Consider the following 14,121-nt stretch of genomic DNA (forward strand, 5'->3'; position numbering starts at 1 on the left):
TGGGGTGCCGCCCTCCGGCCGTCAGGGGCGCTACGGCACTCAGTGCTCCGCGGCGGCCGACTCCGAGGCGCTCGCGTCGGCCGACTCGGCGGCGGCGGGCGACTCGGTCGAGCCCTCCGTGGTGCCCTCGGCCGGCGACTCGGTGGCCGACGCCTCGCCGGACGGGGTCACGGAGGCGGAGGCGGACTCCGGGGCGGTCGGGACCTCGCTCGGACCCCACTCGGTGAAGTAGCTCTCGGCGGGGACGACGAAGGCGCGCAGGCTGACCGCGCCGGTCTCGCTGAAGGTGAAGGTGACCTTCTGGGCGTTGCCGTCCTGGACCGCCTCGCTGCTGCCGGGCAGGACGGCGGAGGCGTTGTCCGCGCCGCCGATGACGACCGAGCCGTGGGCCGGGACGGTCAGCTCGCCGTCCCCCTCGGCGAGCTTGATCTCCACCGGCTCGTCGACACCCTCGACGGTGATCGACTCCAGCGTCTGGGCGGCGTCGCTGCTGTTGAAGACGGTCGCCGAGACCGCGGCCGGGCCCGTCGACTCCGGGTCGGGCTGGGTGATGACGACGACGTTCTGCAGCTTGATGTCGCCAACGGTGGTGGCGGCGTTGTCCGGCTTGATCTGCAGCGTCTGGGCGTCGTTGCCCGCACCACAGGCGGCGAGCGTGGCGATCGAGAACGCGAGGGCGGAGGCGGCGAGGGCGCCGCGTCGAAGGCTGCTGCTCACGGCGGCGGCAACTCCTTGAAACGCACGGGCAGCTCACCTCTATAAAGCCGCCCTAAGGGTCTGTCAGCGGGCCTTAGGTTACCGAGCCGTCCTCACGCCACCGCACCCGACCCGCCTCTAGCGTGCTCCAGGGCCCCGATCACCGCCACAGCGGGACTGTCGCCACTCCCGTCACACCACCCACAAGTGACCCGTGAGTCACATTGGCTTCTTCGCGATCGCCCGGACGTCGCCCCCCATTCACATAAGCGCCGCTCGCCGGGGCGGGCGGGTTTTTGCGGGCCGGAATGCGGGGTCGTCCGGAGAATTGATCACGCCCTGTTCGGCCGATGGTGTGATCAATTCCGGAAACGGCGTGGATCTGCCTCCGGACACCGAACGGAGTAGCGGAAGTCGCACGTCTGGAACCGGACATATGGGGATGTTCGGCCGTTCGGAACGGCCTCCGCAAGACTGTGACGTGCGTGTTTCGTCCCCCTTGGACAGCCGCTCCGACCTGCGAATACCTGCTTCCGTCGCCCGCCCGCAGCACGTTCCTGTTGCTGTTGTCAAGCCCCGAGATATGCCCTGACCTGCGAAAACGCCATTCAGGAACCGCCGTTTCCGTGTTACCCTGGATAGCCACGGAAGGGGTACCTGTCACATGACGTTCAAGGTTGGCGACACCGTGGTCTATCCCCATCACGGGGCCGCGCTGATCGAGGCCATCGAAACTCGCCAGATCAAAGGCGTGGACAAGACCTACTTGGTGCTGAAGGTCGCCCAGGGTGACCTGACGGTACGTGTGCCAGCGGACAATGCGGAGTTCGTCGGCGTGCGTGATGTGGTCGGTCAGGACGGGCTGGACCGGGTCTTCGAGGTGCTGCGTGCGCCGTACGCCGAGGAGCCCACGAACTGGTCGCGTCGCTACAAGGCAAATCTCGAGAAGCTCGCCTCCGGCGACGTCATCAAGGTCGCGGAAGTCGTGCGTGACCTGTGGCGTCGTGAGCGCGAGCGCGGACTCTCCGCCGGTGAGAAGCGCATGCTCGCCAAGGCGCGCCAGATCCTGGTGAGCGAGCTCGCCCTCGCGGAGAACACGAACGAGGACAAGGCCGAGGCGCTCCTCGACGAGGTCCTCGCGTCCTGACGCCGACGCAGCCGGCCTCGGCTCAGTACAGGCTCAGCACAGCAGGCTCAGCACACTGAGAAATGCCGCGGTGCCCGATGACGTATCTCTTGTCGCCGGGCGCTGCGGCATGTCGCGTTCCGATGCCGTACGCCTGAATCCCCCAGGGAGGACCACTGACCCCCCGCGGGGACGACCGACCCCCTCGGGGGGAACGACCGGTCCCCTCGGGGGAAACGACTGATCCCCTCGGGGGAACGATCCCCCGACCCTGTGTGTGCCGGGCCCGGGCAGCTGGCTCGACCGGCGCGTCACGGAAGGGTCCGGTCAAGGCGTCGCGCCCGGCACGCTGTCTCCGTACCCACGTATGGCGAGCACACAAACCTGACAGGAACCGATGTCTGACGATTCGCTTCCCGCCCCCGCCCCCACCCGCACGGCCGCGGTGATTCCGGCCGCCGGCCGGGGCGTACGCCTCGGCCCGGGCGCCCCCAAAGCGCTCCGCACGCTGGGCGGGACCCCCATGCTGATCCACGCGGTGCGCGCCCTCGCCGCCTCCCGCGCCGTCTCCCTCGTGGTCGTCGTGGCGCCGCCGGACGGCACCGCCGAGGTCAAGTCGCTGCTCGACGCGCACGCGCTGCCCGACCGGACCGACTTCCTCGTCGTCCCCGGCGGCGAGAGCCGGCAGGAATCGGTCCGGCTCGGCCTCGACGCGCTGCCGCCCGGCTACGAGATCGTCCTGGTGCACGACGCCGCCCGCCCCCTGGTCCCCGTCGACACCGTCGACGCCGTGATCGAGGCGGTCCGGGAGGGCGCCCCGGCCGTCGTCCCGGCGCTGCCGCTCGCCGACACCGTCAAGGAGGTCGAGCCGGCCGCCGCGCCGGGCGACCCCGAGCCGGTCGTCGCCACCCCCGAGCGCGCCCGCCTGCGCGCCGTGCAGACCCCGCAGGGCTTCGACCGGGCCACCCTCGTCCGCGCCCACGAGACCGTCGTCGACGACGTCACCGACGACGCGAGCATGGTCGAGCGGCTGGGTCTGACCGTCGTGGTCGTCCCCGGCCACGAGGAGGCCTTCAAGGTCACCCGCCCGCTCGACCTGGTCCTCGCCGAGGCGGTCCTGGCCCGCAGGAGGCTCAACGATGGCTTCTGACCAGCCCCTGACGCTCCCCCAGGTCGGCATCGGCACCGACATCCACGCCTTCGAGGACGGCCGCGAACTGTGGTGCGCCGGCCTGAAGTGGGAGGGCGAAGGCCCCGGGCTGGCCGGGCACTCCGACGCCGACGTCGTCGCGCACGCCGCCTGCAACGCGCTGTTCTCCGCCGCCGGACTGGGTGACCTGGGCCAACACTTCGGCACCGGCCGGCCCGAGTGGTCCGGCGCCTCCGGGGTGACCCTGCTCACCGAGGCCGCCCGGATCGTCCGCGAGGCCGGTTTCACCATCGGCAACATCGCCGTCCAGGTCGTCGGCCCCCGGCCGAAGATCGGCAAGCGGCGCGACGAGGCGCAGAAGATCCTCTCCGAGGCGGCGGGCGCCCCCGTCTCGGTGTCGGGCGCGACGACCGACGGACTCGGCTTCCCCGGCCGGGACGAGGGCCTGATGGCCGTCGCGACGGCGCTGGTGGCTCGGACTCGCTGAGGGTCGGTGGCGCGGAGCCGCTGGCGGCCGGTGGTGCGGGCCCGCTGAGGGTCGGTGGCTCGGAGCCGCTGGCGGCCGGTGGTGCGGGACTCGCTGACGGCCGGTGCCGCAGGCCCACTGACGGGCGGTGGCGCGGACCTGCCTGACCGCCGGTGCCGCAGGCCCGCTGACCGTCGGCGGCGGGCGCCCCCGTCTCGGTGTCGGGCGCGACGACCGACGGACTCGGCTTCCCCGGCCGGGACGAGGGCCTGATGGCCGTCGCGACGGCGCTGGTGGCTCGGACTCGCTGAGGGTCGGTGGCTCGGAGCCGCTGGCGGTCGGTGGTGCGGGACTCGCTGACGGCCGGTGCCGCAGGCCCACTGACGGGCGGTGGCGCGGACCTGCTGACGGCCGGTGGTGCGGGCCCGCTGACGGCCGGTGGCGCGGGACTCGCTGACGGCCGGTGCCGCGGGCCCGCTGACGGGCGGTGGCGCGGACCTGCCTGACCGCCGGCGGCGGGCGCCCGCCGACAGCCCGTGACAGCCGTCCGTCGACAGCCCGTGACAGCCGTCCGTCGGCAGCCGGTGGCGGCCGTCCGTCGGTACGTGCCGTGCCGCGGGACGAAGCGCCGCGGCACGAATGTGCGGCCTTCGGGTGGAAGGGCGCGGGGCACCGTCCCACGCCCACTACCCTGGAGTGGTGACGATTCGCCTGTACGACACCAGCGCCCGGCAGATCCGTGACTTCACCCCGCTCACGCCGGGTTGTGTCTCGATCTACCTCTGTGGCGCCACCGTGCAGGCCGCCCCGCACATCGGGCACATCCGCTCGGGCCTCAACTTCGACATCATGCGCCGCTGGTTCGCCTACCGCGGCTACGACGTCACGTTCGTCCGCAACGTCACCGACATCGACGACAAGATCATCAGCAAGTCCCACGAGCAGGGCCGCCCCTGGTGGTCCATCGGGTACGAGAACGAGCGGGCGTTCAACGACGGCTACCAGGCGCTCGGCTGCCTCCCGCCGACGTACGAGCCGCGGGCCACCGGGCACGTGCCCGAGATGATCGAGATGATGCGCGGTCTCATCGAGCGCGGCCACGCCTACGAGGCCGACGGCAACGTCTACTTCGACGTGCGCTCCTTCCCGGAGTACCTGCGGCTGTCCAACCAGGACCTGGACAACCTGCTCCAGCCCTCCGGCGACGGCGAGACCGGCAAACGGGACCCGCGCGACTTCGCGATGTGGAAGGCGGCCAAGCGCGGCGAGCCGAGCTGGGAGACCCCGTGGGGCCGCGGCCGCCCCGGCTGGCACCTGGAGTGCTCGGCGATGGCCCACAAGTACCTGGGCAGCGTCTTCGACATCCACGGCGGCGGCCTCGACCTGATCTTCCCGCATCACGAGAACGAGATCGCCCAGGCCAAGGGCTACGGCGACGACTTCGCGCGGTACTGGGTGCACAACGCCTGGGTCACCATGCGCGGCGAGAAGATGTCCAAGTCCCTGGGCAACTCGGTCCTGGTGTCCGAGATGGTCAAGCAGTGGCGCCCCATCGTGCTCCGGTACTACCTGGGCACGCCCCACTACCGCTCGATGATCGAGTACAGCGTGGAGTCGCTGCGCGAGGCCGAGTCGGCGTTCGCGCGGATCGAGGGCTTCGTGCAGCGCGTCGTCGAGAAGGCCGGGGGAGTCGTCGAGCCGTCCGCCGACGTACCGCCCGCCTTCGCCGAGGCGATGGACGACGACCTGGGCGTCCCGCAGGCGCTCGCCGTCGTGCACACCACCGTCCGGCAGGGCAACAGCGCGCTGGCCGCCGACGACAAGGAAGCCGCCGTGGCCCGCCTCGCCGAGGTCCGCGCCATGCTCGGCGTCCTCGGCCTGGACCCCCTCGACCCGCACTGGGCCGGGGAGGACGACCGGGGCGAGGACCTGCACGGCGTCGTCGACAGCCTCGTACGCCTCGTCCTCGACCAGCGGGAAGCGGCGCGGGCCCGCAAGGACTGGGCGACCGCGGACGCCATCCGCGACCAGCTCAACCAGTCGGGACTCGTCATCGAGGACAGCCCACAGGGACCGCGCTGGTCGCTCGGCCCGCGCTGAGCGAAACTGATCGATTCTTGATCGATTGTGCCGCCCGGGTGTCCGGGCGGCACACTGCATTACGTACGCACGCACACCGCACGACAGACGGGTAGGTCATGGCAGCCAACAACCGCCGCATGTCCGGCAAGAAGGGCGCGCAGGTCGGCAGCGGCGGCCAGCGACGCCGGGGCCTGGAGGGCAAGGGCCCGACCCCGCCCGCCGAGATGCGCAAGGGACACAAGAAGAACCGCCTCGCCACCGCCAAGGCGAAGCAGTCCGCACGCCGCCCCGCGCCGCGCGGCCGCGGCGGCAGGTCGGCGTCCGAGCTGGTCGTCGGCCGCAACCCGGTCGTCGAGGCGCTGCGCGAGGGCGTGCCCGCGTCCACGCTCTACGTCCAGCAGTTCATCGACAACGACGAGCGGGTCCGCGAGGCGCTGCAACTCGCGGCCGAGCGCGGCGGCATCAACCTCATGGAGGCGCCGCGCCCCGAGCTGGACCGCATGACCAACGGCCTCAACCACCAGGGCCTGGTCCTCCAGGTGCCGCCCTACGAGTACGCCCACCCCGAGGACCTCCTCGACGCGGCCGCCGACGAGGGCGAGGACCCGCTGCTCGTCGCCCTCGACGGGGTGACCGACCCGCGCAACCTCGGTGCCGTCGTCCGGTCCGTCTCCGCCTTCGGCGGACACGGCGTCGTGGTGCCCGAGCGCCGCGCGGCCGGGATGACGGCCGGGGCCTGGAAGACCTCCGCGGGCACCGCGGCCCGTACCCCGGTCGCCCGCGCCACCAACCTCACCCGCGCCCTGGAGGCCTACAAGAAGGCCGGCGTCGTGGTCGTCGGCCTCGCGGCCGACGGAGAGTCGGAGATCGGTGAACTGGCGGCCCTGGAGGGGCCGGTCGTCATCGTCGTCGGCAGCGAGGGCAAGGGACTGTCCCGACTGGTCGGCGAGACCTGCGACTTCCGGGCGCGGATCCCGATGCCGGGCGGCGCGGAATCGCTCAACGCCGGTGTGGCCGCGGGCATCGTGCTGTACGAGGCGGCGCGCCGAAGGGGCTGAACGCCCGTCCGTCAGCTCACCCGAACGGGTTAATTCCGGCGCGTCGGACAACCTTGACGGGGTCCGGACAGATCCGGCGGGTCGCGGCAGTGTCCTAATCACACGTCACTCGGTTAGATGAGTGTGGACACCAGAACACCCCGCACACCCACGGGGGACCGCTCGTCGGGATTCGACGACGCTCCCGCGCTGAGCATGGTGAAGGTGCCGAGCGATCCGGCGCAGATCATCGTCAGTCACGCGAGCTTCCGCGTGCAGTTGGGCGCGTCGGCACGGCGCGGCCAATCCCCGCGGATCGCCCGGCACCTGAGCGCCACCCAGGACACCGCGCGCATCCCCGTCGTCGCGGCGGCGGGCAGAACGGGCACGGCGGCCCCGGCCGCTCCGGCCGGGGCCCGCCGCCGGCCCGTCGTCTGGAGCGGCAGGTCGGCCCCGGACGACACCGGCGCACACCGTCTCCTCCAGGCCGTGCGGGCGGGCAGCGTCGGCCACGGCGACGCGTCCGCCACCGATGCCGGCGCCACCCAGGTCATTCCCCGCGTCGGCGAGGGCTATGACGGCGATCTCACCGCGCAGACCCTCCAGACCCCGGTCGTCGGCCCCCCGCGCGCACCCGGCGCCGGCGAGCAGCGGATCCTGCCGCAGATGCGCACCGTGGGCAGCGCCTACGACGAGACCGCCTACGACCAGACCGCCTACGACCAGACCGCCTACGACGAGACCGGATACGGCGCCCCCGACTACGGCGAAGCCGGTTACGACCAGCCCGGCCGGGGCAGGCCCGGTAACGGCCGGTCCGGTCACGGCCGTTCGGGCCACGGTCGGTCCGGCCACGGTCGGTCCGGTCACGCCGACAGCGGCTTCGAGGCCGACGGCTTCGGCGGCAACGGCTTCGAGGGCGACGGCTTCGAGGGTGACGGTTTCGAGGACTTCGTCGAAGCCGTCGCGGCGCAGGCCGGGCCACGGTCCCGGCGGCACGCCGAGGACCCCGTCCGGCACGCCTACTTCCCGGACCGCCGGCTGAACCTCGGCGTGGTCCTGCTCCCGCTGCGCGTCCTGCTCGGCTTCATCTCCGTCTACGCCGGCATGGGCAAGCTGTGCGATCCCGTCTACTTCGACGGCGGCGAGCGCGGCTCCATGGTGAAGTGGCTCAACACCCTGCACCCGTGGGAGGTCGCCGAGCCGCTGCGCCAGTTCGCCCTGCACCACCCCGTCGGCTCCGGGCTGGTCATCGCCTTCCTCCAGGTCGTCGTGGGCGTCCTCACGGTCCTGGGCTGCTGGCAGCGGGTCGCCGCCGTCGGCGGCGCGACGCTCTCCGCCGCGCTCCTCGTCACCGTCAGCTGGAAGACCGTCCCGGTCTACGAGACCCCCGACATCATCTACCTCGCCGCCTGGTCGCCGCTGATCATCGCCGGCGCCCCCGTCTACTCCATCGACGGCCGGCTCGCCGGCAGCGCCTGGCGCCGGCTGGGCCCGCGCGCCGACCTGTGGGACCTGCGCCGCTACGTCCTGCGCCGCGGCGCCCTCGTCACCACGATCGTCGTCGGACTCACCCTGCTCGTGGGGTCCCTGCTCGGCGGTGCCGTCCGGGACGCCGACCGGGTGGTCGTGCCCGGCCCGGGCGAGGCCCCGCGCAACGAACTGCCCGGCTCCCCGCTTCCCGAGGAGTCCGACCGGCCGCAGCGGCCCGGCGAGAAGCCGTCCGCGTCCACCGCGCCCCCCCAGGACGACGCCACCTCGCAGGCGCCGACGCGGGACGAGGAGTCCGCTCCGGGCGCCACCCAGGACACGGAGAGCGCCACCACCGGCGCGCCCAGCCAGACCCAGGGCACCGGTGGTGAGGCCCCGCCGCAGGTGTCCACCCCCGTCGAGCAGGCGCCCAGCACCAGCTCCGGGCCCACCTCCGGCGGATCCACCGGCTCCGGCGGCGGCTCGACCGGCGGCTCCGAGGACGGCGGTTCCCCCTCCTCCGGCCGGCCCGGCCTGGTGGGCGGCCTCCTGGGCGGCTAGGACGAGCCACTCGTCCCCACGACGGACGAGCCACTCGTCCCCACGACGACGGGGTCCCGCGCGTGAGAACGCGCGGGACCCCGTCGTCATGACCGTTACGGGCGGGCTCGGTCAGCGGCCGAGCGCCGCCAGTTCCCTCGCGGCCTCCGTGAGGTCCTTCGCGGTGTCGATCGCGCGCCAGTAGGCGCCCTGCGGGATCGGGAAGCCGGCCAGGCGGTGTTCGCGGGCCAGGTGGGGGAACGTGGTCCGCTCGTGGTCGCCGCGCTCGGGGAGCAGGCCGGCGAACTCGGGGGAGAAGACGTAGACGCCCGCGTTGATCTCGTACGTCGTGGGCGGGGCCTCGATGAAGTCGGTGATGTGGCCGAAGCCGTCCGTCTGCACGGCGCCCCACGGGATGCGCGGCCGGGCCAGTGCGAGGGTCGCGACGGCGTCGCGCTCGGTGTGGAAGTCCGCCATGTCGCGCAGCGAGAAGCGGGTCCAGATGTCGCCGTTGGTGGCGTACCAGGGCCGGTCGGGGTGGGGGAGGCGGGCGGCCGCGTACTTCAGGCCGCCGCCGCGGCCGAGGGGCTCGCTCTCGACGACCGTGGTGACCTTCACGGGGAGATCGGCGGAGTCCAGCCAGTTCTGCAGAACGCCGGCGAGGTGGCCGCAGGAGACGACGACGTCCGTCACGCCCTCCTCGGCGAGCCAGCGGAGCTGGTGCCCGATGATCGGCGTTCCCGTCCCCGGGATCTCGACCATCGGCTTGGGCCGGTCGTCGGTGTAGGGACGCAGCCGGGACCCCTGGCCACCGGCCAGGACGACGGCTTGCGTGGGGCGGGACGCGGCGTGCGGATGGGTCATGCCCGCACTGTACGCGGCACCCTTTTGGCCGCGTGCGGGTCCCCCGGACGGCCGGACGGCGCCCGGGGGGAGCGGGAGGGGGAGGGGGAGGAGGGAGGGGGCTGGACGGGGCAGGCGTCCGGCGCGTGTCCGGTGGGAGTGCGGTGGCAGGCGTCCGGTGGGGAGGGAGTGCGGCGGCACGTGTGCGGTGGCAGGTGTGCGGCACATGTGCGGCGGCACGTGAGCGGTACGGGCACCGGTGCTCGGCCGGGCGTCCGGTGCGGTTGCCCGTCAGGGGTCGGTCAGGGGGCGAGGCCCCAGGCCAGTGCGCCGAGGACCCGGCCCGACTCATCCGGCCGCGGCCCCGGCCTGTGCACAGGCCAGGGCGCCGACGGTGCACAGGCCGTGGCCCGGGCCCCGGTACCCCCGGCCGCCGGCAGCAGGGGCGCCGATGTCCCGGCCGCCGGGTCGGGCTCGTCCGTGCAGGGGATGCCTAGCTGTGTGCCGCCAGGACGCCCGAGGCGAAGGAGGTGTCGCAGACGGGGCGGGAGTAGGACTGGGCGCGGGAGGGGCCGTAGACGCGTACGGCGGCGCGGCCCAGGGCGCGGGCGATGTCGGCGCAGTGCTTCGCGAGGGACGGCTTGCCGTTCACCGCTGCCTGGAGGTGGGTCAGGGCCACGCCCGGGTCCTTCTCGTGCAGCTCGGCCAGCAGCCGGTCGCGCAGGACGTCCTGCGGGGCCTTGGCGGCGCCCTGCGCGGCGCGGTGCCCGGTGGAGACGTCGGCGGCGGTGAGCACCGAGTCGGAAGAGGGGTTCCCCGTCCAGTTGACCCGGGTGACCGCGAGGGTCCCCGAGAGCACCATGACGACGGGCAGGACGAGGGCGAGGGAGCGGCCGATCCGCCGGGCGGGGCCCCGGCCGCGTCGCGTCTGTGGGGTGCTGGAGTGCTTCACGGAGTGCTTCACGCGTGTGAGGGTAGCGCGGGGTAACGGTGTGGCAACGTCGCGTCACCCGGTCGGGGGATGGGGCAGTGCCTCTTTTTGGGTAAGGGGTTGACGCGCTGTGTCGGAATCACCCGGTGTGCGGGGTCTTCGACCACGACGAGAAGGGCCCCGCGGCGATCCGCGGGGCCCTTCTCGTCGAACCGGGGGTTCACCCCGTGGTGTGTCCTCGGCCGAACTCAGTCGGAGAGGCGCGCGCCCGTGGAGGTCGAGAACACGTGGCTCTCGCCCGCGCGCGGGACGACGTGCAGCGTGCTGCCCTTCTCCGGGACGTCACGGCCGCCGACACGGACGACCAGGTCCTTGTCCTCGCCGCCGACCCGGGCGGTGCCGTAGACGAACGCGTCGGAGCCGAGCTCCTCGACCACGTTCACGGTGACCGCGACACCCTGGTCGGAGTCGGCGCCGGCCACGTCGAAGTGCTCGGGGCGGACACCGACGGTGACCGTCTTGTCGGTGGCGGCGGCGATCGCGTCACGCTGCACCGGCACCACCGAGTTGCCGAACTTCACGCCGCCGTCGGCGATCGGGACCTCGACGAGGTTCATCGCCGGGGAGCCGATGAAGCCGGCCACGAAGAGGTTCGCGGGGCGGTCGTACATGTTGCGCGGGGTGTCGACCTGCTGGAGCAGACCGTCCTTGAGGACCGCCACGCGGTCGCCCATCGTCAGGGCCTCGACCTGGTCGTGGGTGACGTAGACGGTGGTGATGCCGAGGCGGCGCTGGAGCGAGGCGATCTGCGTACGCGTCGACACGCGGAGCTTGGCGTCGAGGTTGGACAGCGGCTCGTCCATGAGGAAGACCTGCGGCTCACGCACGATGGCGCGGCCCATCGCGACACGCTGGCGCTGACCGCCGGAGAGGGCCTTCGGCTTGCGGTCCAGGTACTCGGTGAGGTCGAGGATCTTCGCGGCCTCCTCGACCTTCTGCCGGATCTCCGCCTTGTTGACGCCGGCGATCTTGAGCGCGAAGCCCATGTTGTCGGCGACCGTCATGTGCGGGTAGAGCGCGTAGTTCTGGAACACCATGGCGATGTCCCGGTCCTTGGGCGGCAGGTGGGTGACGTCGCGGTCGCCGATGCGGATGGCGCCGCCGTTGACGTCCTCGAGACCGGCGAGCATCCGGAGCGAGGTGGACTTGCCGCAGCCGGACGGGCCGACCAGGACGAGGAACTCGCCGTCCGCGATCTCGATGTCGAGCGCGTCGACGGCGGGCTTGGTGGAACCCGGGTAAACGCGGGTCGCCTTGTCGAACGTGACAGTGGCCATGGTGATGGGCCCCCTTCTACCGGCAGGAACGTGCCGGACGATCCGTTGTAGGAAGGTGGTTGGTGTAGTCCACACGGGTGAACTGGCTCAGGACCGTACCCGGCGTTCGCCTGATCTGTCAGTACCTCGGACGATGTGAACTTCGAGGAAATTTTCGACGGGGCACCCCCGTGGGCTGGGTACACTGCACGGGCACCTGTGTGCAGGCCTCCTTAGCTCAGCTGGTAGAGCACCGCTCTTGTAAAGCGAAGGTCGTCGGTTCGAGTCCGACAGGGGGCTCTGTCCCAGCCCCGCCCGGTCCGGGCGGGGCGTACGCGGAGTCCGGACGGTGCATCTAGATGCGCAGCACTCCGGTGAACGGGCCGTGGCCCACGCCCTCCTCCGTGATCGCCAGCCAGCCGTGGCCGCGCAGGGGGGTGTGCTGGCCGACGCCGGTCGGGTCGAGGGAGAGTTCGCGGGCGGCGGCGTCGACGCTGGACGCCAGGGTGGCGTTCGGTTCGTGGTCGTCGTCGGGGTCGAAGTCCGGGTCCTCGCTGAGGGGCTCCTCCCAGTCCAGGGGGTCGCCCTGCCATTCCGGTTCGCCGTAGCGCCAGTAGCTGCGGCGCACCGCTCCGTCGAGGGCGAGGATCCAGACCATCGAGTCGCTGTGGTCGTCCTGGAAGAAGAACTGGGCCTGGCCGCACGCCGCGCTGATCCGGCGGAGGAGGGCGTTGACGTCCCAGTGCATCTCCCACAGCGGGGTGTCGGCGTAGATCAGCCGCCAGCCGTCCAGTTCCGGCGTGACGAACACGCGGTACGCCGTGCGCCTCGTGCCGTCGGGGGCCGTGACGACCGCCGTGTCGTCGCCCATGGCGGACAGCCCCATCGCGATCGTGCAGGGCCTTCTGTCGTGCAGCCCCATGGCGTCGAAGAGGCCCTCGTAGGTCGCGCCGGGGACGGCCAGCCAGCGGTGCTCGGGCAGGTCCCGCGGAGTGTCCTGGGCCGACTTGACGCGGACGAGCCGCTCCAGGGCGCGCAGGTCCCGCTCGTCGAGTGCGGCCTCGCCGCCGATGAGGGCCAGGGCGCTCAGCGCGTGCCGGCGCAGCCGGGCGGGGCCCGTGCGGCGGATGCCCCGCAGTTCGGGGCCCGCCTGCCGGCCGATGGCCCGGATCGTCCTCTCGGCCTTGTAGCGCGTGAAGCTGTCCCGGTCGTTCAGGAACGGCAGGACGGCCGCGACGGCGCCGGCGGCTGCCTCGCCGAGGTTCTCCAGGCCTCCCAGCGCCTGCTGCCGTATCTCCTTCATGGGGTGCGACAGCGCGGTCACGTACTGCGGGAGGCACCGCTCGTCGAAGCCGCGCAGCACATGGCCCAGCTCCCACCACTCGGGCACCTTCTCGGCCCGGGCGCGGGCCGCCACCGCGGCGTCGAAGGCGGGCGGGCCGATCAGGCGCAGGGCGTCCCGCAGCCCCCACATCGCCTGCCGGCTCGCCGTGCCCAGCGCGGCGACCAGACCGGGCGCGGCGTCGGCGCCCGGCTCGGCCAGACGGCGGACGATCCGCGCGGTCAACTCCTTGTCGCGCCCGGCTTGTTCCAGTTCCGCGAGCAGTGCACCTTGATCCATGCGGCCGACGATAGCCGGAGCCTGTGACAGTCCCTTCGGGGGAGGTCCGTCGTCCGTCCGTGCGACGGGGTGACGCGTCCGGTGGCCATCTGTTCACCTGGTGCCGCCCGGACGGCGGGTTTGCCGCCGGGGTGTCTGCTCCGGGTGGGTGAAGTGGGGTGGGGGCGCGTGCGCCTCCCGGGGCGGCACATCCGTGCACGTCGTGGCGGTCGCCCGGTGTTCCCGCAGGTCGGGGGGAGGGGGTGCCGTCGCGGTTACTTGTGTCGGTTTCGTGGCGATTGAGGGGGTTATGACGAGTCAAGGGCTCCCGGGTGCCCCGCGCCCCGCACCCCAGCAGATCTTCACCGACCTCTCCGTCGCCCTCACCGGCTTCGACCGGGCCGAGCTGGCCGGCACCGGTCTGATCGGCACCTACTACGACACCCTGCTGCGGATCATCGGCGAGCCGGAGACGGGCCGGCTGCTGTGGGCCGCCGCCGAGGCACTGGAGACGGACCGGAGGGACGGCGGCCGTGAGGCGCTGGAGGCGGAGGTGATCGACAGCCCGCGCTTCGGGCCGGTCGCGGTCAGCCTGATCAAGCTCTGGTACCTCGGCGTCTGGTACCCGCTCGCCCGCGGCCACCGCGACGCCGACGGCACGACCGCGGACGACGTCGACGGCACGACCGCAGGCGACGTCGACGGCACGACCGCGGGCGACGTCGAGCACGTCGTCTCCGCGCAGGGCTACCGCGAGGGCCTCGTCTGGGCCGCCGCCGGAGCGCACCCGATGGGCGCCAAGGCGCCCGGCTTCGGCTCCTGGGCCGAACCCCCCTACCTGCCCCCGGTCCTGTGACTTCGGAG

12 protein-coding genes, 1 tRNA gene and 1 pseudogene are annotated in these 14,121 nt (G+C 72.6%); 9 read left to right on the top strand and 5 right to left on the bottom strand.

Annotation, left to right across the window (positions count from 1 at the left end; translation table 11 throughout):
- Positions 1 to 39 precede the first annotated feature (39 nt).
- Positions 40 to 717: a DUF461 domain-containing protein gene (locus ACIP67_RS17775; protein ID WP_401692670.1), complete on the bottom strand. Its 678-nt coding sequence runs from the start codon at positions 715 to 717 to the stop codon at positions 40 to 42.
- Positions 718 to 1,360: 643 nt separating this feature from the next.
- On the opposite strand from ACIP67_RS17775, the gene ACIP67_RS17780 reads away from it, so the two are divergent.
- From ACIP67_RS17780 to ACIP67_RS17810, 7 genes and pseudogenes are all read left to right on the top strand, one after another.
- Positions 1,361 to 1,843, top strand: coding sequence for a CarD family transcriptional regulator (locus ACIP67_RS17780; protein ID WP_003953493.1), 483 nt, complete (start codon positions 1,361 to 1,363; stop codon positions 1,841 to 1,843).
- 376 nt (positions 1,844 to 2,219) lie between these two features.
- Positions 2,220 to 2,972 (top strand): 2-C-methyl-D-erythritol 4-phosphate cytidylyltransferase, encoded by a 753-nt coding sequence (ispD, locus tag ACIP67_RS17785; protein ID WP_401692672.1) that lies wholly within the window; start codon positions 2,220 to 2,222, stop codon positions 2,970 to 2,972.
- Positions 2,962 to 3,459, top strand: a complete 498-nt coding sequence (gene ispF / locus ACIP67_RS17790) for a 2-C-methyl-D-erythritol 2,4-cyclodiphosphate synthase (protein ID WP_401692673.1) — start codon at positions 2,962 to 2,964, stop codon at positions 3,457 to 3,459. Before ispD ends, ispF begins: the two co-directional genes overlap by 11 nt.
- Positions 3,460 to 3,635: 176 nt before the next feature.
- A pseudogene (locus ACIP67_RS17795) lies at positions 3,636 to 3,749 on the top strand (2-C-methyl-D-erythritol 2,4-cyclodiphosphate synthase); the annotation flags it as partial.
- Between the two features lie 388 nt (positions 3,750 to 4,137).
- A complete protein-coding gene (gene cysS / locus ACIP67_RS17800) occupies positions 4,138 to 5,538 on the top strand; it encodes a cysteine--tRNA ligase (RefSeq protein ID WP_401692674.1) in 1,401 nt (466 codons plus the stop codon).
- A gap of 98 nt (positions 5,539 to 5,636) precedes the next feature.
- A complete protein-coding gene (gene rlmB / locus ACIP67_RS17805) occupies positions 5,637 to 6,578 on the top strand; it encodes a 23S rRNA (guanosine(2251)-2'-O)-methyltransferase RlmB (protein ID WP_401692675.1) in 942 nt (313 codons plus the stop codon).
- A 123-nt stretch (positions 6,579 to 6,701) separates the two neighbouring features.
- Positions 6,702 to 8,588, top strand: coding sequence for a DoxX family membrane protein (locus tag ACIP67_RS17810; protein ID WP_401692921.1), 1,887 nt, complete (start codon positions 6,702 to 6,704; stop codon positions 8,586 to 8,588).
- Positions 8,589 to 8,699: 111 nt separating this feature from the next.
- On the opposite strand, the gene ACIP67_RS17815 is transcribed toward ACIP67_RS17810, so the two are convergent.
- The 3 genes from ACIP67_RS17815 to ACIP67_RS17825 all read right to left on the bottom strand — a co-directional run bounded on the left by ACIP67_RS17815 (position 8,700) and on the right by ACIP67_RS17825 (position 11,678).
- Positions 8,700 to 9,431 (bottom strand): NDP-sugar synthase, encoded by a 732-nt coding sequence (locus ACIP67_RS17815; protein WP_401692676.1) that lies wholly within the window; start codon positions 9,429 to 9,431, stop codon positions 8,700 to 8,702.
- Positions 9,432 to 9,903: 472 nt separating this feature from the next.
- Positions 9,904 to 10,362: a hypothetical protein gene (locus ACIP67_RS17820; RefSeq protein ID WP_389521613.1), complete on the bottom strand. Its 459-nt coding sequence runs from the start codon at positions 10,360 to 10,362 to the stop codon at positions 9,904 to 9,906.
- Positions 10,363 to 10,589: 227 nt separating this feature from the next.
- A complete protein-coding gene (locus ACIP67_RS17825) occupies positions 10,590 to 11,678 on the bottom strand; it encodes an ABC transporter ATP-binding protein (protein WP_401692677.1) in 1,089 nt (362 codons plus the stop codon).
- Positions 11,679 to 11,884: 206 nt separating this feature from the next.
- Here ACIP67_RS17825 and ACIP67_RS17830 point away from each other — a divergent pair.
- Positions 11,885 to 11,957: transfer RNA gene (locus ACIP67_RS17830), tRNA-Thr, on the top strand.
- Between the two features lie 55 nt (positions 11,958 to 12,012).
- On the opposite strand, the gene ACIP67_RS17835 is transcribed toward ACIP67_RS17830, so the two are convergent.
- Positions 12,013 to 13,278: a hypothetical protein gene (locus ACIP67_RS17835; protein ID WP_401692679.1), complete on the bottom strand. Its 1,266-nt coding sequence runs from the start codon at positions 13,276 to 13,278 to the stop codon at positions 12,013 to 12,015.
- A gap of 289 nt (positions 13,279 to 13,567) precedes the next feature.
- Here ACIP67_RS17835 and ACIP67_RS17840 point away from each other — a divergent pair, with 289 nt between their 5' ends.
- Positions 13,568 to 14,113: a hypothetical protein gene (locus ACIP67_RS17840; RefSeq protein ID WP_401692680.1), complete on the top strand. Its 546-nt coding sequence runs from the start codon at positions 13,568 to 13,570 to the stop codon at positions 14,111 to 14,113.
- The last annotated feature ends 8 nt before the right edge of the window (positions 14,114 to 14,121 follow it).

Origin of the sequence: Streptomyces sp. NPDC088812, from assembly GCF_044750285.1 — a bacterium.
Classification (GTDB): domain Bacteria; phylum Actinomycetota; class Actinomycetes; order Streptomycetales; family Streptomycetaceae; genus Streptomyces.